This window comes from Phocaeicola plebeius DSM 17135, assembly GCF_000187895.1.
Taxonomy (GTDB): domain Bacteria; phylum Bacteroidota; class Bacteroidia; order Bacteroidales; family Bacteroidaceae; genus Phocaeicola; species Phocaeicola plebeius.
In genome coordinates, this window is record NZ_DS990130.1 from 428,027 (window position 1) to 449,172 (window position 21,146).

At 40.0% G+C, this 21,146-nt stretch carries 9 protein-coding genes and 1 pseudogene; 9 read left to right on the forward strand and 1 reads right to left on the reverse strand.

What is annotated here, in order from left to right; translation table 11 throughout:
- Positions 1 to 14: 14 nt before the first annotated feature.
- From BACPLE_RS09975 to BACPLE_RS10010, 8 genes and pseudogenes are all read left to right on the forward strand, one after another.
- Complete coding sequence (locus BACPLE_RS09975) at positions 15 to 2,465, forward strand: glycoside hydrolase family 95 protein (RefSeq protein WP_007561458.1); 2,451 nt, start codon at positions 15 to 17, stop codon at positions 2,463 to 2,465.
- Positions 2,466 to 2,543: 78 nt separating this feature from the next.
- Positions 2,544 to 4,112 (forward strand): glycoside hydrolase family 43 protein, encoded by a 1,569-nt coding sequence (locus BACPLE_RS09980; RefSeq protein ID WP_235777927.1) that lies wholly within the window; start codon positions 2,544 to 2,546, stop codon positions 4,110 to 4,112.
- Between the two features lie 38 nt (positions 4,113 to 4,150).
- Positions 4,151 to 6,541 (forward strand): glycoside hydrolase family 127 protein, encoded by a 2,391-nt coding sequence (locus BACPLE_RS09985; protein ID WP_007561462.1) that lies wholly within the window; start codon positions 4,151 to 4,153, stop codon positions 6,539 to 6,541.
- A gap of 74 nt (positions 6,542 to 6,615) precedes the next feature.
- Entirely contained in the window at positions 6,616 to 8,577 is a 1,962-nt protein-coding gene (locus BACPLE_RS09990) for a glycoside hydrolase family 97 protein (protein ID WP_040312960.1), read from the forward strand.
- Positions 8,578 to 8,651: 74 nt separating this feature from the next.
- Positions 8,652 to 9,977: a glycoside hydrolase family 43 protein gene (locus tag BACPLE_RS09995; protein WP_007561465.1), complete on the forward strand. Its 1,326-nt coding sequence runs from the start codon at positions 8,652 to 8,654 to the stop codon at positions 9,975 to 9,977.
- Between the two features lie 95 nt (positions 9,978 to 10,072).
- Positions 10,073 to 11,410 (forward strand): glycoside hydrolase family 43 protein, encoded by a 1,338-nt coding sequence (locus BACPLE_RS10000; RefSeq protein ID WP_040312822.1) that lies wholly within the window; start codon positions 10,073 to 10,075, stop codon positions 11,408 to 11,410.
- Between the two features lie 16 nt (positions 11,411 to 11,426).
- Positions 11,427 to 14,105, forward strand: coding sequence for a glycoside hydrolase family 31 protein (locus tag BACPLE_RS10005; protein WP_007561470.1), 2,679 nt, complete (start codon positions 11,427 to 11,429; stop codon positions 14,103 to 14,105).
- Positions 14,106 to 14,187: 82 nt separating this feature from the next.
- Positions 14,188 to 15,009 (forward strand): annotated as a pseudogene (locus BACPLE_RS10010) (sialate O-acetylesterase); the annotation flags it as partial.
- 69 nt (positions 15,010 to 15,078) lie between these two features.
- Here the strand turns inward: BACPLE_RS10010 and BACPLE_RS10015 are convergent.
- Positions 15,079 to 19,260 (reverse strand): hybrid sensor histidine kinase/response regulator transcription factor, encoded by a 4,182-nt coding sequence (locus BACPLE_RS10015; protein ID WP_007561473.1) that lies wholly within the window; start codon positions 19,258 to 19,260, stop codon positions 15,079 to 15,081.
- Between the two features lie 261 nt (positions 19,261 to 19,521).
- Here BACPLE_RS10015 and BACPLE_RS10020 point away from each other — a divergent pair, with 261 nt between their 5' ends.
- Positions 19,522 to 21,144, forward strand: a complete 1,623-nt coding sequence (locus BACPLE_RS10020) for a sialate O-acetylesterase (RefSeq protein WP_007561474.1) — start codon at positions 19,522 to 19,524, stop codon at positions 21,142 to 21,144.
- Positions 21,145 to 21,146: the final 2 nt, after the last annotated feature.

The following is a 21,146-nucleotide window of genomic DNA, read 5'->3' on the forward strand; positions in this document are numbered from 1 at the left end:
AAGAATAGGCATCTATGAAGAAATTTCTGTACGTATGTGTGTTTCTGGCGACTTCGATTCTTGGTGTGTTTGCCAACAGTGCAGGGGACTTGAAGTTGTGGTACTCTGCTCCGGCACGTAATTGGTGGGAAGCATTGCCTGTAGGTAATTCACATTTGGGAGGAATGGTGTTTGGTGGAATAAATCACGAAGAAATCCAACTGAATGAAGAAACATTCTGGGCCGGCGGTCCATATAGCAATAACAGAACTGGTGCTTCAGGCTATCTGGATGAGGTAAGACGGCTTATATTTGAGAATAAAAATTTGGAAGCCAGAACGCTGTTGGATGAAAAATTTATGACATCGCATCATGGAATGCGTTATTTGACATTGGGGAGTCTTTTGATGGATTTCAATTGTGAGGGAAAGGTTGATTCTTATTATCGTGATTTGAATTTAGAAGATGCCACGGCTTCAGTACGTTTTCGGTGTGATGGTGTGGAATATACCCGTCGGGTATTTACGTCTTTTTCTGATAACGTCATGGTTGTAGAAATGGCGACAGATAAAGGTAATAAGAAATTGGATGTGGATTTGAGATATACTTGTCCGCTGACTTCAGAGGTAAAGAGCGAAGGAGACTATCTTATAATGAAATGTAACGGAGCAGAGCATGAAGGTATTCCAGCTGCACTTCATGCAGTGGTTATGATGCGTGTGAAATCGGATGGAAAAATAGAATGTAAAGATGGACGCTTGTCTGTCAGAGGTGCATCTTCGGCTACCGTTTTTCTCAGTGCGGCAACTAATTTTGTGAATTATCAGGATGTGTCGGGAGATGCATACGCTAAAGCACGCTGTGCCATTGAAGGGGCATGGGATAAACAGAATAAAAAGTTGTACGACGAGCATAAGGCGATTTATTCTGCGCAATTTGGAAGAGTGGCTTTACATTTGCCATCTTCGGAATTTTCAAAGAAGGAAACGAATGTACGTATTAACGAATTCAATAAGGTAAAAGATTGTTCACTGGCTGCGTTGATGTTTCAGTATGGGCGCTATTTGTTGATTTCGTCCTCGCAGCCAGGCAGTCAGCCGGCTAATCTTCAGGGAATATGGAATAAGGATTTATATGCACCCTGGGATAGTAAGTACACAATTAATATCAATGCGGAGATGAATTACTGGCCGGCAGAGGTGACTAACTTGTCGGAAACTCATGTGCCATTTTTTCAGATGGCGCATGAACTTTCCGTAACAGGTAAAGAAGCAGCTCGTGTGTTATATGGAGCCAAAGGATGGGTGGCACATCATAACACGGATATCTGGCGGGCTGCCGGACCGGTGGATTTTGCCGATGCGGGTATGTGGCCTAATGGAGGAGCCTGGGTAGCTCAACATCTTTGGCAGCATTATTTATATTCGGGTGATAAGAATTTTCTTCGTGAATATTATCCTGTGTTGAAAGGTACGGCTGATTTCCTCTTGTCATTTATGACTAAGCATCCTCGGTATGGTTGGAGAGTGACTGCCCCTTCTGTCTCTCCGGAACATGGACCGAACGGAGTATCAATTGTAGCCGGTTGCACGATGGATAACCAAATAGCTTTTGATGTATTGAGCAATACTCTTCGTGCTGCACGGATTATAGGGGATAGCAAGGCATATTGTGATTCTCTTCAGTCTCTGATAAGTCAGTTGCCTCCTATGCAAATAGGACAATATAATCAGCTTCAGGAATGGCTGGAAGATGTGGATGACCCGAAAGACCAGCATCGTCATATATCTCACTTGTATGGACTGTATCCAAGTAATCAGATTTCTCCTTACCGGCATCCAGAATTATTTCAGGCTGCTAAAAATACATTGCTGCAAAGAGGTGATATGGCTACGGGCTGGAGTATTGGTTGGAAAATTAATTTCTGGGCACGTATGCTGGATGGAAATCATGCGTATAATATCATTCGGAATATGCTTTCATTGTTACCTTGCGACAGTCTGGCAGGTAAGTATCCTTTAGGGCGTACGTATCCCAATATGTTTGATGCACATCCACCTTTTCAGATAGATGGAAATTTTGGCTTTACAGCAGGAGTGGCAGAAATGCTTTTGCAGAGTCATGATGGTGCAGTGCATTTACTTCCAGCCGTACCTGATGAATGGCAGGATGGAAATGTAAAAGGCTTGGTAGCACGAGGAGGTTTTGTTGTAGATATGGATTGGAAAAATGTGCATCTTACCAAGGCTGTAATTTATTCGCGGATAGGTGGAACTATACGTTTACGGTCGTATATTCCTTTGAAAGGCAAAGGTTTGAAGCGTGCTTCAGGGGATTGTCCGAATGAATTACTTTGTCAGGCTGAAGTTGCTTCACCTTTAATATCGAAGAAACTCTCGAATCCGGAAAAGCCTGAACTAAAGAGAATCTATGAATATGACTTGAAAACAGAACCGGGAAAGCGGTATGTCGTGTATGCAAAGTAAAGAATTAACAGAATGAATCATTTGTAATAGAATAAAATCATGAAAAAACACTTTTTGCTAGCTTGTCTGTTAATGGCTATGGGAGGCGTGTACCCTGACGTAGTCAATGCCCAGTGTGGTGACAATGGAGATGGAACTTTCTCTAATCCTGTATTTTGGGCAGATGTTCCTGATCCGGATGTGATACGTGTAGGGGATGACTTTTATATGGTGAGTACAACCATGCATTTGGTTCCGGGAGCGCCGATCATGCACTCAAAAGATTTGGTCAACTGGGAAATAGTAAGTTATCTGTATGATCGGTTGGATGATAAACCGAATTATGACTTGAAAGAAGGAACTGTATATGGACGTGGCCAGTGGGCTACTTCTTTGCGTTACCATAATGGAACATATTATGCTTATTTTTCTCCGAATGACACCCCTTACAAAGGATATGTGTATACTACTTCTGACCCTAAAAAGGGATGGACATTGTCGTCACGTATTCCTCATTTTCATGATGCGTCTTTGTTTTTTGATGACGATGGGAAAGCTTATATCTTTTATGGTACCGGACAGTTGCGTGAACTGAAGCCGGATTTGAGTGATGTCATGCCGGGAGGTGTGGATATGAAGATATTCGAAAGAGATAAAGAGGAAAATGCTTTACTGGAAGGTAGTAGGGTGATAAAACACGATGGGAAGTATTATTTGCTGATGATTTCATGGCCTCGAGGAGGTAAACGCAGACAAGTATGTTACCGGGCAGATAAAATTACCGGTCCTTATGAGAAAAAGGTGATATTGGAAGATGCATTTGCTGGTTTTCCGTACGTGGCACAAGGTACGATTGTAGATGATGGAAAAGGAAATTGGTATGGAGTTATTTTTCAGGATCGTAATGGGGTAGGTCGTGTGTTGACTGTGATGCCTTGTCGATGGGTAGACGGCTGGCCGATGTTAGGAGATGAAAATGGACATGTGCCGGCTACAATGTCTAAGCCTGTACAAGGATATTCTTCTGAAGGATTGGTAGTGAGTGATGATTTTAGTGGCGAAAAGCTAAAATTAAACTGGCAGTGGAATCATAATCCGATGAATGAATGTTGGTCATTGAATGCACGTAAGGGATATTTACGGCTGACGACCGGACGAGTTGTGGATAATTTGTTTGTGGCACCTAATACTTTAACTCAACGTATGGAAGGGCCGAAATGTTCTGGAGTGGTTTGTATGGACCTTTCGGGCATGAAGGCCGGTGATGTGGCCGGATTGAGTGCATTTAATGGAGATGCTGGAATTTTAGCTGTCACTTGTCAAGGAAGCCAGAAGTATTTGACTATGAAAACAGAAAGTGTCAAATTGGATGATAAAAATAAGTCTGTAACAGGCATTGATCGAAATGAAATTCAAAAGGTGGAATTAACATCGGATGTGATATACCTTCGTTTGGATGGGGACTTCAGATTGAATAAGGATATAGTTTCATTCTATTATAGTTACGATAATAAAGACTGGAAGAAAATCGGAACTGATTTTAAGATGATTTTTGATTATCGTCGTTTCTTTATGGGCACTAAGTTTGCTTTGTTTAATTATGCGACAAAGAGTCTGGGTGGTTTTGTTGATATCGACTTCTTTAATTATAAACACATTAAGAAATAAAGAATAGCGCATTGTATACTTTAATAAAGATTGTGACTATGAGAATGAATTTTATTGCAGGAGGAATACTTTTGATGATGTTGAATGGCATTTCTCCTGATATCCAGGCTCAAGATAGATTATATAAGAATACTTTTCCTTTAGGCGATGTGGAGTTACTTGACGGACCGTTTAAACATGCACAGGAATTAAATCTCAAGGTGCTGATGGAATATGATGTAGACCGGCTTCTGGCTCCATTTCTTAAAGAAGCAGGGTTACCCTTAAAAGCGGAGCCATTTCCTAATTGGGCAGGGCTTGACGGACATGTAGGTGGACACTACTTATCGGCTATGGCTATGAATTATGCCGCGACCGGCAATGAAGAATGCAGGAAGCGGATGGAATACATGTTAGGTGAATTGAAACGTTGTCAGGAAAGTAATGGTGACGGTTATATTGGAGGTGTTCCTAATGGAAAAGAACTATGGGCAGATATTAAAAACGGGAAAGTAGAGTCAATTTGGAAATATTGGGCTCCATGGTATAACGTACATAAAATCTTTGCTGGTTTGAGGGATGCTTGGATGTATACGGGTAATAAGGAAGCGTTGGATATGTTTTTGAGATTATGTGACTGGGGAGTTTCTGTTACAGAAGGACTTTCGGATAATCAGATGGAACAGATGCTGGCTAATGAATTTGGTGGGATGGATGAAATTTTTGCCGATGCATACCAGATTACGGGTAAGAAAAAATATTTGACTACAGCTAAACGTTTTTCTCATAGATGGTTATTTGATAGTATGGTAGCTCATAAGGATAATCTGGACAATATACATGCGAATACACAGATTCCCAAAGTTATCGGATATCAACGTATTGCAGAGGTATGTGGGGATAATCAATATATGGATGCAGCTGATTTCTTTTGGAATATTGTGGCATGTAAGCGCTCTCTTGCTTTAGGAGGGAATAGTCGGAGGGAATATTTTTCATCTATGGATGATTTTAGAAGTCATGTGGAAGATAGAGAAGGCCCTGAATCATGTAATACATATAATATGCTGAAACTTACGGAAGGTTTATTCCGGATGACAGGAAAGGCTGTATACGTCGATTTTTATGAAAAGGCGTTATACAATCATATTTTATCTACACAGCATCCAAAGCATGGTGGTTATGTATATTTTACTTCAGCTCGACCGGCACATTATCGAGTGTATTCAAAACCTAACAGCGCTATGTGGTGTTGTGTAGGAACCGGAATGGAGAATCACGGGAAATATGGTGAGTTCATCTATACTCATTCGTCGGACTCATTGTTTGTCAATCTTTTCATTTCTTCGCGGCTGAATTGGGAGCAGGAGAAGGTCACGATTACACAGGAAACAAACTTTCCTGATGAGGAAACGTCTCGACTTACAGTAAAATTAAAAAGTGGAGAGTCGTGTCATTTTAAGTTGTTGCTAAGACGTCCGGCATGGGTTACAGAAGGGTATGAAGTAAAATGCAATGGTAAGGTAGTAGATGTTTCGGAGAAGGTTGCTGGTTCGTCTTATATCTGCATTGATCGCAAATGGAAAGATGGTGATAAGGTGGAAGTATCCTTGCCCATGAAAATGCGTTTGGAAACCCTTCAAGGAGAAGATGATTTTGTGGCCATTATGCGTGGTCCTATCCTGATGGGGGCATCGGTTGGTACAGAAAATTTGGACGGATTGGTTGCGAATGATGGCCGTTGGGGACACATTGCTTCGGGTAAGTTGGTTCCGTTGAGTGAAACTCCGGTCTTGATAGGAACTAAAGAAATTGTGACTGGTTATTTGAACAGCTTGAAACCGATGAAAGGTAATACATTGCGTTATAAACTTTCAGGCATATTCAATGACCCGAAGTTTGACGGACTGGTGCTGGAACCGTTCTGTCGTCTGCATGACTGTCGGTATATGATGTATTGGTTGTGTATGACTTCTGATGGATATAGTGCGTACACCAAACGCACACAAGAAGAGGAAAAACGGTTGATGGCGTTGGATGCCCGTACGGTGGATGCTGTAAGTGTAGGTGAACAGCAACCGGAAGTAGATCATAAGATGAAAAAGGAAAACTCTGAAACAGGAATGTGGAAAGGTAAGAAGTGGAGAGATGCTCGTAATGGAGGATATTTCAAATATACACTTTCTACCAACGGCAAACAGCCTCTTTCCCTTATGGCTACTTATTGGGGTTATGAACAAGGCAATCGGAAATTTGAAATTGTGGTCGATGGTACGGTCGTGGCGACTGAGAATATCGTGGGTAAATGGAACAAGGAAGAGTTTGTGGATGTGGAATATAAATTGCCCGAAACTTTGGTAAAAGGAAAGAATCAGATTGAAGTCATGTTTAGGAGTGAGAAAAATAGTGTGGCTGGTGGAATCTTTATGTTGCGCCTGCTTACAGAATGATGTGTAATATTACGTTTCCCTTTTAGTCGTTTTATCTGCACTAAAAGGGAAACATAACAATAAAACTAATGTCTATGATAAAACGTGTATTATTGTCATCGTTTACTGCGATGATTTGTATGACAAGTTTATATGCAAGTGAAAAAGAGGTGCTGAGTCCTGATGGACGTTTGAAGGTAGTAGTGTCAGATGAAGGTGGAATTCCTTCTTATCAGGTATTCTATGATGGAGTAACTTTTATTGAGAAATCTCCGTTGGGTATGAAGACTACTATTGGTGATTTTACATCTTCTTTATCACTCGGTAGTGAAATCAAGGAGACCTCTATCCGGAAGAACTACCGTTTACCGAACATAAAAAAAAGTAAGGTGGAGTATGCGGCTGAATCAGTAGTCGTTCCATTTACAAAGGAAGGGAGAACTGCTTTTGATGTGGAGTTTCGGGTAAGTAATAATGACGTGGCTTTTAGATATACCGTTTATCCTAAGAAGGATATTTTGTGCTGTGTGATACAGCAGGAAACTACGGGGTTTGTCATGCCGGAAGGTACGACTACTTTCTTATGTCCACAAAGCGGACCGATGGGTGGTTTCGCCAGAACTTCTCCTAGCTATGAAACTCCATATACAGTAGATGATACGATGGGAAAAAATGGTTGGGGAGAAGGATATACATTCCCTTGCTTGTTTAAAAATTCAGATAAAGGTTGGATTTTAATTTCTGAAACTGGAGTAAACAGTTATTATTGCGGTAGTCGTTTGATGGGGCATGAAGATGGGGTGTATACCATTGGTTTTCCGCAGGAAGGTGAATTTAACGGCAATGGCACGATTTCTCCGGGAATTGCATTGCCGGGTAAGACTCCTTGGCGTACTATAACCTTGGGTTCTACACTGGCTCCTATTGTAGAAACAACTGTACCGTTTGATGTGGTAGAGCCGTTATATGAACCGTCGAAAGACTATACCGCAGAATACGGTTGTGGAACTTGGAGCTGGATTATTGCCGGAGATGCCAGTATGAATATGGATGACCAAAAGCGTTATGTAGATTTTTGTGCAGCTATGGGATATCGTACGGTGCTGGTAGATGCGCTTTGGGATACACAGGTAGGTTATGATAAGATAGAAGAGCTGGCTGCCTACGCCAAACAGAAAAATGTAGGGCTATATTTGTGGTATAACTCCAATGGATACTGGAATGATGCCCCTCAAGGACCTCGTGGAAAAATGAGTAATATCATTGAGCGTCGGAAAGAAATGAAATGGATGCAACGTATAGGTATCAAAGGTATTAAGGTCGATTTCATAGGTAGTGACAAGCAGGTCACCATGCAGCTTTATGAAGACATTTTAGCTGACGCAAACGATTATGGACTGTTGGTTATTTTTCATGGATGTACCATTCCGCGTGGATGGGAACGTATGTATCCTAATTATGCGGCCAGTGAAGCGGTATTGGCCAGTGAAAACATGAATTTCTCTCAGGGAAGCTGCGATGCAGAAGCATTCAATGCATGTATCCATCCGTTTGTTCGTAATACGATTGGGAGTATGGATTTCGGAGGAAGTACTTTGAACAAATATTATAATGCGAAAAATGAACCGGGGGGACGGCTGAGAGTTACGTCCGATGTATTTGCATTGGCTACGGCAGTATTGTTTCAGAGTCCGGTGCAGCATTTTGCATTGGCACCTAATAACCTAACTGACGCTCCAGTTTGGGTCGTGGATTTCATGAAAAAAGTGCCTACTACTTGGGATGAGGTGAAGTTTATAGACGGTTATCCTGGAAAATATATTGTGATGGCACGTAAACATGCTGGTAAATGGTACGTGGCAGGAATTAATGCACAGGATGAAACTATTAAATTAAAGATAGATGTTTCAACTTTGTTTGCAGCAGGAGAAATCGTCAATTTGTATGAAGATAATGATAAACTGGCAGGCTCAGTCAAGGAACAGCTTATCAGCAAGAAACAGACTTTGAATCTTTCTATTCCTAAAAATGGAGGTGTAGTGATTACCCGGAAGTAATCATGAATAAAAAAGATTTGATTCTTTAGGTGGGTAAAGTGAAATGAATTTGATAAACTTAAATATTGAATATTATGAATATTAGCAAGATTTTGTTACTGTGTGGTGGTTGTGGACTGTTGAATTGTCTGAATGTAAATGCTCAACGACCTATTATTCAAACGAAATATACTGCCGATCCGGCACCGATGGTATACAATGATACGGTATTTCTTTATACGACGCATGATGAAGATGATGCCGAAGGGTTTAAAATGCAGGATTGGTTGTTGTATACTTCTACCGATATGGTTAACTGGACTGATCATGGGGTTGTTGCTTCTCTCAAGAGCTTTGATTGGGTGAAGCGTGATAATGGAGCTTGGGCTGAACAGGTAGTTGAGCGCAATGGTAAGTTTTATATGTATTGTCCGATTCATGGAAATGGAATCGGTGTGCTTGTTTCCGACAGTCCTTATGGACCATTTAAGGATCCTCTTGGAAAGCCTCTTGTATGGCAGAAAGAACATTGGGATGATATTGACCCTACCGTGTTCATCGATGAGGATGGGCAAGCTTATATGTATTGGGGAAATCCCAATTGTTATTATGTGAAATTAAATGAAGACATGATTTCATATTCAGGAGATATTGTAAAGCTAAAAGAAACTCCGGAGCATTATCAGGAAGGTCCGTGGTTCTATAAACGTAATGGACATTATTATTTGGCTTTTGCTTCTACCTGTTGTCCGGAGGGAATAGGGTATGCAATGAGTGATAGTCCTACAGGACCATGGAAAACGAAAGGATACATTATGCGCCCTACGGAGAGAACCAGAGGCAATCATCCTGGTGTTATGGATTATAAGGGGAAATCGTATGTCTTTGGGTTGAATTATGATTTGTTAAAACTGGAAACGAATACTCATTATGAACGCCGTTCGGTGTCAGTGGCAGAAATGCACTATAATGAAGATGGAACTATTCAAGAAGTACCTTATTGGGCGGATACCAAGCTGGAGCAGATCGGTACTTTTAATCCGTTCCGTAAGGTAGAAGCTGAAACTATGGCTTGGGGATATGGATTGAAAACTGCTCCGAATGCAGATAAGTCTCTTTCGATGGTAGATGTGAACAATGGAGAGTACATCTGTGTACGTGGAGTGAACTTTGGAAAGAATAAAGCTCGCCGTTTTGAAGTTTCCGCATTGCCTCTTGAGGGAGGAAATCTGAAAATTCGTTTGGATGTTCCGGATGGAAAGATTGTGGGAAACGTGAATATACCGCAGGGAAATGAAACATCTAAGTATGAACTTTATTCTTGTGAGGTCAATGCGGTCAGTGGCATACATGATTTGTACCTTAGTTTTGAAGGAGAGAATAATAAGGATTTATTTGAATTGGATTATTGGAAATTCTGATATTAGTTTACAGCATAAATAGAGTATATATGATAAAAAAGATTTTAAGAAAAGATATAAAGTTGTCTTTACTAAATATTCGATGGTACAGAATTATGCAGGGAGTGGTTTTATTCTCTGGTTTGGCAGTAAATGCACAAAACCCCATTATCCAAACATCTTATACGGCTGATCCAGCTCCTATGGTATACAATGACAAGCTATACCTTTATACAAGTCACGATGAAGACGGTTCTACGTGGTTTACCATGAACGACTGGAAACTTTATTCTACGGATGATATGGTGAACTGGACCGAACATCCCACTCCTTTGTCATTCAAGACATTTGAATGGGCAGGTGGAGATGCATGGGCTGCCCAGTGTATTGAACGTGACGGTAAATTTTATATGTATGTACCTGTGACGGACCGTAAAGGTGAAACGGCTATTGGAGTAGCTGTGGCTGATAGTCCTTACGGGCCTTTTTATGATCCGATAGGAGCTCCTTTGGTACGAGCTGATTATGGCAATATAGATCCTACGGTCTTCATTGATGAAGATGGACAGGCTTATCTTTATTGGGGAAATCCGAACTGCTATTATGTGAAGCTGAATAAGGATATGATATCTTATAAAGGGGAGATACATGCGGTACCGATGAAGCCGGAAGCTTTTGGACGCAGGGAAGGAGATTCACAACGTCCTACTTTGTATGAAGAGGCTCCGTGGCTGTATAAACGTAAGGGAATGTATTACCTCTTTTATGCTGGAGGACCGGTTCCTGAACATTTAGCGTATGCTACAGCTGAAAGTCCGGAAGGCCCGTGGAAGTATGGAGGTACTTTGATGGCTACAGAAGGAGGAAGTTTTACCAATCATCCTGGAATTGCTGATTTCAGAGGAAAAACTTATTTGTTTTATCACGATGCTTCTCTTCCTGGTGGAAGTGGCTTTACTCGTTCTGTGTGTGTTAGGGAACTTGATTTCCAGTCTGATGGAAAAATTCCTTGCATGAAGATGGTGAAAGAGGGTGTTACGAAGAGTTTAAAACCTCTTTGTCCGTACCAGAAGGTGGAAGCGGAAACAATGGCATGGTCAGAAAAGATGAAGAGCGCTTATAATCCTCAGGTAGGTGTCTTTATTACAGCCTTAGCAGATGGAGCTTATACGAAAGTACGGGCTGTTGATTTCGGTGAGAAAGCTCCTTCTCGTTTTTCTGCTCGTTTGTCTACCACTCACAATGCGGAAATTGTTATGGAAGTACGTCTTGACGGGCTGGACGGACAGGTGTTAGCTAAGATTAAAGTACCACGAACTGGGGGAAGTGATCGTTGGCGGATGATGGAAGAACAGATTCCACAGGTAACAGGTGTACACGACTTGTATTTTATTTTTAAGGGAAAGGTTCCGAAAGATTTGGCTTATTTTGATTATTGGAAGCTAAATTACTGATGATATTGCGTATGCTATGAACAGGGTTAATTTATTTTTATTATCCGTTTTCACTTGTGTAGGGTGGAGAGGAGAATGTTTGGCCGGGAATGATCCCGGCCTCTCGTCTGCTAATGAGTTGCAGGAATGGACGTTGGAAAAGCAGGAGACAGAGCAGGTTACTTTTCGATTAGCAGACACTCTGTTGAAACTTCGTCCGCTGACCAACAACGCTGTAAGAGTGATTCGAAGCATGGGTATAGCTCATGAAGTTCCAGAATTAGTATATCTTCCAAAGAAGGTTCCTGATTATGTACTGAAAAAGGAGAAGGATGGTTATATTTTGTCTTTAAAGAATTTGAATGTCAGGTTTTCTGTATCTGACGGACGGATTTCGTTCTTTTCTTCTGGTGGCAAGGAAATAGTAGGAGAGGAGGCGAGTCTGATAGAGTCTTCTTCTGTGCAAGGGGAAAAAACGTATGTTTCTACGCAGACTTTTCATTCTCCGTTTGATGAGTGTCTTTACGGGTTAGGACAGTTTCAGGATGGTTATTTGAATGTGCGTGGTTTAACCAGAAGACTGACCCAGGTTAATACACAGATAGCCATTCCTTTTGTGATGTCGAATAAAGGATACGGACTTTTGTGGAATAATTATGGTTTGACAGATTTTAATCCTGCTTCTTCGGTAGTTGCACTTCAGAAAACGGGTTTGGGAGGAAATAAAGTAACCGTGAATGTGACTTCTACTGAAGGGGGGAAGGAGGAAGTGCGTGAAAGTAATGTATTTGTGGGTAAGTTGAAAGTAGAATCAGACGGACAGTATGCTTTGATGCTGGATGTGGGAAGTGTAATGGCGCGTAGACATAATCTGGCAATTGATGGGCATACGGTAGTCGACATGAATAATCTTTGGTTGCCACCTACAGTTTCCATATTGGTAGATTTAAAAGCGGGAGAGCATAATTTAAGGGCCGAATTGACTAATGAGGATGCACCTAGAGTGTATTTTAGAAAAGTAGATGAAACTACTACTTTTCGCTCTCCGGTATCGAATGGAATAGATTATACTTTCTTTGCAGGAACAGCCGATGAAGTGATTGCTTCTTATCGGGAAGCGACAGGAGAAGTCCCTATGTTGCCTGCGTGGGCTTTGGGATACATTCATTGCCGGGAACGTTTTCATTCTCAAAAAGAGATTCTGGAAACGGCTTCCGAGTTTCGAAGAAAAAAATTGCCGGTTGACTTGATGGTACAGGACTGGCAGTACTGGGGAAAATATGGATGGAATGCCATGCGTTTTGACGAGACAGATTATCCTGCACCTCGGGAGATGACCGACAGTCTTCACCGGATGGGCATGAGATTGATGTTGTCGGTTTGGTCGAAAGTGGACCAGAATTCTGTGTTAGGAAAACGTTTAGCTGATAAGTCCTATTACATACCAGGTACTCCTTGGGTTGATTTTTTTAAACCGGAAGCTGCTTCTTTTTATTGGAAGAACTTTCGGGATAGTCTGGTGCTTCCGATAGGAATAGATGCTTGGTGGCTGGATGCAACGGAGCCGGAAAATGACGATTTGGTAGGACGTAGGGTAAACCATTCCACTTTCCCCGGAGAAGTGTTCCGGAATGTGTATCCACTTGTGGTCAACAAAACGATATATGAAGGTTTACGAGGTCTTTCCACTGATGAGGGAAAACAACGTGATTCTATTTCTCGAACTATTCTGCTTACCCGTAGCGGATTTCCTGGCATTCAGCAATATGGGGTTGCTACTTGGTCTGGAGATGTCGGGAATGACTGGGATACATTTCGTCGTCAGATTGTTGCAGGACTGGGTATTTCTGTTTGTGGTCTGCCTTGGTGGACTTATGATGCTGGAGGATTCTTTCGTCCGGGCGATGCACAGTATACAGATGCACATTTTCATGAGCGTTTTTCCAGATGGCTTCAGACTTCTGTCTTTTTACCTTTGATGCGTGTACATGGGTATATGACCAATACGGAGTTTTGGAATTATGGAGATAAAGTGACGGATATGGCTCGTAAATCATTAGAGCTGCGTTACCGCCTTTTACCATATATCTATTCTGAAGCAGCATGTGTCTCATTGGGAAATGGTACGATGTTACGTCCTCTGATGATGGATTTCCCTCAGGATACTCAAGCTTTATCTTTGAAATATCAATATATGTTTGGTCGGTCTCTGCTGGTTTCTCCTATCGTGGAAGAGGGGCCTGTCGTGTGGAAGACATACCTGCCTGCCGTTCAGGGTGGATGGTATGATTTCCATGACAATCAGTATATGTCAACGGGTTGGATTCAGACTTCAGTCTCTCCGGACTACATTCCTGTATTTGTCAAGGCTGGCACTGTCTTGCCTTTGTCATCAGGATATGCAGAAAATGCGCAGAAAGCCTTGAAATCAGATTTGGAGATACGTGTTTATGCAGGAACAGATGGAGCCTATCAATTGTATGAGGATGAAGGTACAGACTACAACTATCAAAAAGGAGGATATTCTTGCATTCGTCTGTTTTGGGATGATGCGCATTCCATTTTGATTATTGGTAAACGGAGTGGTCAGTATGAGGGGATGGAACCGGTGCGGAACCTTAAGATTGTAAAAATAGCTTTGTCCTCAGATGTAAAATCGAACGTAACAGAAAAGTCTGTAGTCTATAAGGGTGAGGAGTTAAAAATAGCTTTTTGATAAAAATAAATAGAGATAACTGTTGAATATAAATTTTGAACTAATGGAAGTGAAAAGAATGTTTGTGACATTGACATCATTGATGGCTTTGTCTTTGGGACCTGTTTCTGCACAGGCTCAGACTGGAACCGAGAAGGTGAATGAGAAGTTTCATATCTATCTTTGTTTAGGACAGTCGAATATGGAGGGAAATGCAAAAATAGAAGCGTGTGATACGGTGAATGTAACTCCGCGTTTCAAGGTGCTTCAAGCTGTAGATTGCCCGGATTTAGGACGGGAAAAAGGTAAGTGGTACACTGCTGTTCCTCCTTTGGCAAGATGTGGAACGGGTTTAACTCCAGCAGACTATTTTGGACGAACATTGGCAGATAGCCTTCCAGCTGATGTCGAAATAGGTGTTATTAATGTGGCTGTGGGAGGATGTAGAATAGAATTATTTGATAAGGATAATTATGCATCGTATGTGGCTGGATCTCCAGACTGGTTAAAAAATATGGTAGCTGAGTATGATGGAAATCCTTATGCCAGATTAATCGAGCTTGCTAAACAAGCTTCTCGGTGTGGAGTTATAAAAGGTATACTTCTTCATCAAGGAGAATCCAATACCGGAGATTCGGATTGGCCGATGAAGGTAAAAAAAGTATACGATAATATTCTTTCAGACCTTGGTTTGCAGCCTAACTCATTGCCTCTTTTAGTTGGTGAGCTTGTGTCTGAGGGGCAAGGGGGAGCTTGTGCATCGATGAATCCGGTGATTCAGAAATTACCTGAAACGATTCCTGTAGTACATGTGGTTTCTTCTGAAGGATGTGAGGCCGTATCCGATCGATTGCATTTTAGTGCAGCTGGCTATAGAGAACTTGGCAAGAGATATGCCTTTACCATGCTTGAACTTTTGAAAAAGAGTAAGTAATAGGGTATTTATACGAAGAGAGGAGATGGACTCGGTCAACCCCGTCTATCTCCTCTCTTTTTATTCATCTTTCTTCTCCTCTTCTTTTTCTTTACAGCGTTCCGTATATTTACTGGGGGATACTCCGTACAATTCTTTGAATGCATTGGAGAAGTAAGTCGTATTGTTGAAACCTACCAGTTGGGCTATTTCAGACATACTGTAATTCTTTTCAGATTTCAGCAGGATTTCTGCTTGTTTCAGTCTGATATTCCTGATAAAATCCCGGGTAGACTGGTTGGTCAGTTCTTTTAGTTTTCTGTATAGGTGTACACGACTTATACCCACTTCGGCTGCAATCATTTCTGCATTTAAATCTGGATTATTCAGGTTCTTATTGATTACTTTTAGAACCTTTTGCATCAGCTTTTCATCTGCAGACTGAGGTTGTGCCACTTCAATATTGTCGTTTTGTTCTTGCTTTCCGCTAAAGTTATTGCGTAATATTTCTCTGTTTTTAATCAGGTTTTCAATAGTTGTTATTAAAATATCCAGGTTGAAAGGTTTGGCTATATAGGCGTCTGCCCCTAGGGAAAGTCCTTCGATATAATCCTTTTCACTGTTTTTGGCGGTAAGAAGGATTACCGGGATATGATTGGTTTTGATATTCTGCTTTAATTTACGAAGCAACGTGATACCGTTTACTTCCGGCATCATGATGTCACTTAGAACCAAATCAGGCATGTGGTGCATAATAAGGTCGAGTGCTTCCTTCCCGTTGCTACAACTTAACACACGGAAATGACTTCCTAATTCAGTGAGCAGATAATTTCGTATCTCATCTTCATCTTCTACAATTAATATAGAATGCTTTTTCCTGATTACTTTTTTAGTGCCGTCTTCGCTATTTTCGTTTTCTTCAATAGAAGCCGGAATATGTTGCAGAGGCTGATCTTCAATGGATGGTTGCTCTGAAATATTCTTATTACTATTCTGATAAAGTTCTTCGGTTGACAGATGGCTACATCCCAATGGAATATGGATGGTAAAACTACATCCGGACTTGTTTTCATTGTTCTTGACCGTGATAGTACCATGATGCATCTTTATGAGCGACATAGATAGATGAAGTCCGATTCCGGTTCCTTTGCTTCGTGACCGGTCATCGCTTATTTGATAGAATCTTTCAAAAATACGTTCCATCTCACTTTCCTTTATGCCGGTTCCATTGTCTTCAATAATGATTTCTGCATAGTTATTCAATGGATAAACATTTGAAGAGTTATTGACGGAGTTGATATATATGTTGATTTCTCCTTCATTCTGGATATGTTTGAAGGAGTTTGAGAGTAAATTAAAGATTACTTTGTCAAAGTTATTAGGATCCAGCCAAACTTTCAGGCTCTCCATTTGGGTTATAATGTTTAATTTAGCTCCTTTAGCAGCTGCTTGATATGCAAATGTATTTTTTATGTCATTGATAAAGCTGATTAAATCCACTTCTGTGAAACTTAGCTTCATTTGGTTCTTATCTATCTTTCTGATGTCCATTAATTGGTTGATCAGGTTTAGAATTCTTTGCGCATTACGTTCTATCAATGAATAGCTTTTTTGTCTTTCGCTGTCATTATCTGTAGATATTAATTTCTGTAATGGGCTGATAATTAAAGACATCGGAGTTCTGATTTCGTGAGAAATATTAATGAAGAACTGTAATTTACTTTCATTAATCTCTTCCAAGTGTTTGTGCTTTAGCATCTCCTGTCTTACTCTGTATTTTTCTTTAGCCTGATGTATAAAGATGGCTATTATACTAATGATGATTAAGATATAGATAACCCATGCCAGACCGGAGTTGTACCATGCAGGATGTATATTAATGACTATTGTCTTTATTTTAGATTCAGAAGTGCCATTGATTGCTTTTACTTTAAATTCGTATTTTCCTACAGGAAGATTACTGAAGGAAACACGGGAGCTTCCTTTGGGAAAAGAGTTCCATGTTCCATTATTCATGGAATATAAATAGTTTTGTGGGGAAATGAAATTGTCTGTAGCAAATTCTATATAAAACGAATTGTCATAGTGGGACAGATTGATTTCTTTGGTATGAAATATATCATTATCTATCACATGATAACTTCCGGATTGAGTCATTTCGTTGACTGCTTTATCATGCAGATAGAAACCGGTAATTCTTATATTGCTTTGAAACTTCTGTGTTTCGATGTCATTCGGGTTAAAAAAGACAATACCATTGGTTCCTCCAAACAGAATTTTTCCGTCGGGAGATATGCAATAGGCATTTCTTGAAAATTCATTATTGTATAATCCGTCTGATGCAAAGAAAGGAATAAACGATTTGTTGTGTGAATTATATTTGGCAATTCCCTGACTTGTACTTACCCATATATCCTTGTTTTTATCCACAATGATTGATGAGATCAGATTATTGGGGAGTCCATTGTGAGTTGTAAATTTCTCAATTATATTCAAATTATAATCCATTACATAAATTCCTTCCGGGGTTCCTGCCCATATATGGTCGTCTGGCCCTTGTGCAATGGTATTTATACTTAAGCCTATGAGCACTTTTTCCTTACCTACGACTTTGAGTTTCTCAGTATCTATGCATTTAATACCATCATAAGTACCTATATACAATCGTCCGTTTGGAATATACAATAAAGTATTAATCCATTGATTGATTTCTTTCTCTGATAGAGCCTGATGTACTTTCAGGTCACTATAAGAAGCCGATGAAGCTGGTAAATCTACATAATAAAGCCCTGTTCCCATTGTGCCTATCCACAATCTTTTATGAGGGTCTTCTACGAATCTATATACTTTTGTTATTTCATTCCCTTCATTATTTCGCAGTGAAGTTTTTGAAAGTTTGTTTGTTTGCGAATCGAATAAAGATATTCCACTAAGGTATGAACCTATCCATACCTTTTTATTGGAATCTTCAAAAAGGCACATGACGGTAGGAGGAACATCCGGGTTTTTATCTTGAGTTAGATGTTGAATAAAGTTGTAGTTTTTGTCTAATAAATAAATACCATCATTGTCTGTACCTACAATTAGTTTACCCTTATCTGTGGTTTCGCACAAAGCTGTAATACAATTGCTTCCTATGTAATTTCGGATAGATGAGAAGTTTCCGATGTAGTTAAACATATTCGCTTGTGAAGGAATAAATGCTACTCCTTTCTGGTAGATACCAATCCAAAGATTATTGCTGCTGTCTGTCAGCAAAGAATGTACTTTGCTTTTCTTGATGTTTATGTTGTCTATGTAAAAATCCGTGTTGGCTATGGATTTTTTTGAAATGTCATAAGCTACAATTCCTTCTCCATCAATACCAATCAGCATGAGATTATTATTCTGCTTAAATACTTTAATGGGGAAACTGGAATGAAATATTTGATGAAAGGTGTCATCTTCTTGATTGTATATAAATACTCCTCGTCCGCTGGTTCCTGCATATATATTGCCATTTGAGTCTTCTGTACAACAATTGATAAATTGATTTCCATAAGGCTTTCCAAGAGTATAGTGATGAATTTTTTTATTTTTGTCAATTCTGACCACTCCATGGTATTCCGTACAAATCCATATATTCCCCTTATGGTCTTCCATGATATCATTGATAGTATGTCCAATTAAAGATGTATTCCAATCTTTAACTTGAAAATTTCCACTATCGTTAAAAGATAGTTCTTTGATGCCATACCCACTTGTTCCTATTAATATGCTGCCGTCGCTGAGCTGTGCAATACTTTTATTGTTGTATTCATAACTTGAGTTGGATTTATTAATTGTAATGAAAGAATCTGATTTATAATTGTAAATCTGAAGTCCTTTGATTGAAAGTACGTACAAATTGCCTTTGGCGTCCTGAAATGTTCTGTATACATGATTCCCAAGCAATGAAGTAGAATCATTGAAATGATTTTTGTAATTAACAAATTTGGCGCCATCGTATTTGTTTAATCCATCTTCTGTAGACACCCATATATATCCTTTGGAATCTTGGTATATATGGTTAATCATACTGCTGGATATATCTCCATGAGTTGAATATAACTTACAAAACTGTCCTTTACAAAAAAGAGGTAGAAAACACAGAAAGATGATTAAAATAAAGGTTTTGTTTTTCATTATCTGTATCATAAGTTTACACTTGGTTATTTCCCTAATGGATAAGTTTGTTGAAATGTACGTATTGTTAGTGATGCAAAGTAAATTCTTTTTTTTCATTTCTCAATGAAAAGTAAAGGAATTAAATAGATACTTTTTATAGAGTTTCTGGTGTAGGGCGGTGCTTAAAATAAGCAGTGTATGTGGACGTTAATACCCTTATTGTAGAGATGGTGTAACATATACATATGCTTTTTGTTACAATAGAAAATGAAATGTAACCATAGATGTAAGCTTGGTATCCTGTCGGACATACGTATTAATAACCTTTCACTATTTTTGTTACAGTGAAAAATCAATGAAAAATACAATGAAAAGTATATGAAAACACATTTTATTATTAAACGTTTTTTATTAGGCTTAGCCTTGCTTGCTTCTTGTGATTTTGGAGCTTTTGCAAAGGTGGTTTTACCGGTGCTGGTATCAGACGGTATGGTGTTGCAGCGAAATGCTCCGTTAACAATATGGGGTAAGGCTGATCCGTCTGAGAAGGTTTGTGTAAAGTTTCATAAGAAACAATATAAGGTAACGGCGGATGAGAATGGGAAATGGGCTGTAACACTGCCTGCTATGAAAGCCGGAGGACCTTACTCTATGACAATTAACGACATTGTTTTAAATGATATTCTCGTAGGAGATGTCTTTTTATGTTCAGGTCAGTCTAATATGGAACTTCCGGTTAATCGAGTAATGGATAAATATGCAGACGAGATAGAAGGATATGAAAATACCTCTGTTCGATATGTGAAAGTTCCTTATTCGTATGATTTTTCTCAACAGAAAGAAGATATTCGTCCTGTAACCTGGCGTCCGATGACGACCGAAAATGTAAAAGATTTTTCTGCGATATGTTATTTCTTTTCCCGGTTGCTGGAAGAAAAGACTAATGTGCCGGTAGGTATTATTAATGCAAGTTGGGGAGGAACTCCGGTGGAAGCTTGGGTTAGTGAAAAAGGATTGCAAAACTTTCCGGAGTATGTACATCAGAAGGCCTTGTATGAGGATACAGAATTAGTTTCTCGGATAACAGAGACTGAAAGGCTGCATCAACAGGCATGGAATAAAGTATTGTATAAGTCTGATGCAGGACTTCATGGTGTGACACCCTGGTATACGGAGGATTATGATGATTCGGATTGGGAACAGGTAGATATGTTTTCAGATAATTGGGCCATTCGTAATGGCCGTCCTTTGAACGGAGTGCATTGGTTCAGGAAGGACTTTTTTATACCAGAGGACTGGAGTGGGAAAGAAGCCGTTTTACGTTTAGGATGCATTGTGGATGCAGACTCTGTGTTTGTAAACGGACATTTCGTCGGCACTGTTTCCTATCAGTATCCTCCTCGTATTTATAAAGTACCTTCCAAGTTGCTGAAGAAGGGAAAAAATCAACTTACTGTACGGTTGTTTAGTTATGGAGGACGTCCTTCTTTTGTAAAGGAAAAGCCTTATAAGTTGATTTGTGACGGGAAAGAAGTAAATCTGGAAGGGGGATGGAAGCACAAAATAGGTACGGTGATGCCCCCTTCTCCTTCTTCTACAGCCTTTCATTACACTCCTGTTGGCTTGTATAATGGGATGATTTATCCATTACGTCATTATACGTTCAAAGGAGTGGTGTGGTATCAGGGAGAGTCAAATGTGGGCCGTTGGAGCGAATATTCGTCTTTGCTCAGTGCATTGATAGCCGACTGGAGAACACTTTTCAAAGATGAAAATCTTCCTTTCTATATCATTGAATTAGCTGATTTCCTGGCACCGGATGATCCGGGAAGAGCAGCATGGGCTGAGTTGAGAAAACAGCAGGCGAAAACTGCCCGTGAGAATGCACACGTTACACTGATAAAGAATAGTGATACGGGAGAATGGAATGACATCCATCCTTTGGATAAAAAAACAGCAGCTACCCGTCTGGTGGAAGCAGTAATACAGAATGAAAAATAATA

Excerpts from the sequence above, each read along its gene's own strand:
- BACPLE_RS10005 (WP_007561470.1), top strand. The coding sequence starts at position 11,427 with ATGAACAGGGTTAATTTATTTTTATTATCCGTTTTCACTTGTGTAGGG.
- BACPLE_RS10000 (WP_040312822.1), top strand. The coding sequence starts at position 10,073 with ATGCAGGGAGTGGTTTTATTCTCTGGTTTGGCAGTAAATGCACAAAAC.
- BACPLE_RS09990 (WP_040312960.1), top strand. The coding sequence starts at position 6,616 with ATGATAAAACGTGTATTATTGTCATCGTTTACTGCGATGATTTGTATG.
- BACPLE_RS09995 (WP_007561465.1), top strand. The coding sequence starts at position 8,652 with ATGAATATTAGCAAGATTTTGTTACTGTGTGGTGGTTGTGGACTGTTG.
- BACPLE_RS09975 (WP_007561458.1), top strand. The coding sequence starts at position 15 with ATGAAGAAATTTCTGTACGTATGTGTGTTTCTGGCGACTTCGATTCTT.
- BACPLE_RS09985 (WP_007561462.1), top strand. The coding sequence starts at position 4,151 with ATGAGAATGAATTTTATTGCAGGAGGAATACTTTTGATGATGTTGAAT.
- BACPLE_RS10020 (WP_007561474.1), top strand. The coding sequence starts at position 19,522 with ATGAAAACACATTTTATTATTAAACGTTTTTTATTAGGCTTAGCCTTG.
- BACPLE_RS09980 (WP_235777927.1), top strand. The coding sequence starts at position 2,544 with ATGGGAGGCGTGTACCCTGACGTAGTCAATGCCCAGTGTGGTGACAAT.
- BACPLE_RS10015 (WP_007561473.1), bottom strand. The coding sequence starts at position 19,260 with ATGAAAAAAAAGAATTTACTTTGCATCACTAACAATACGTACATTTCA.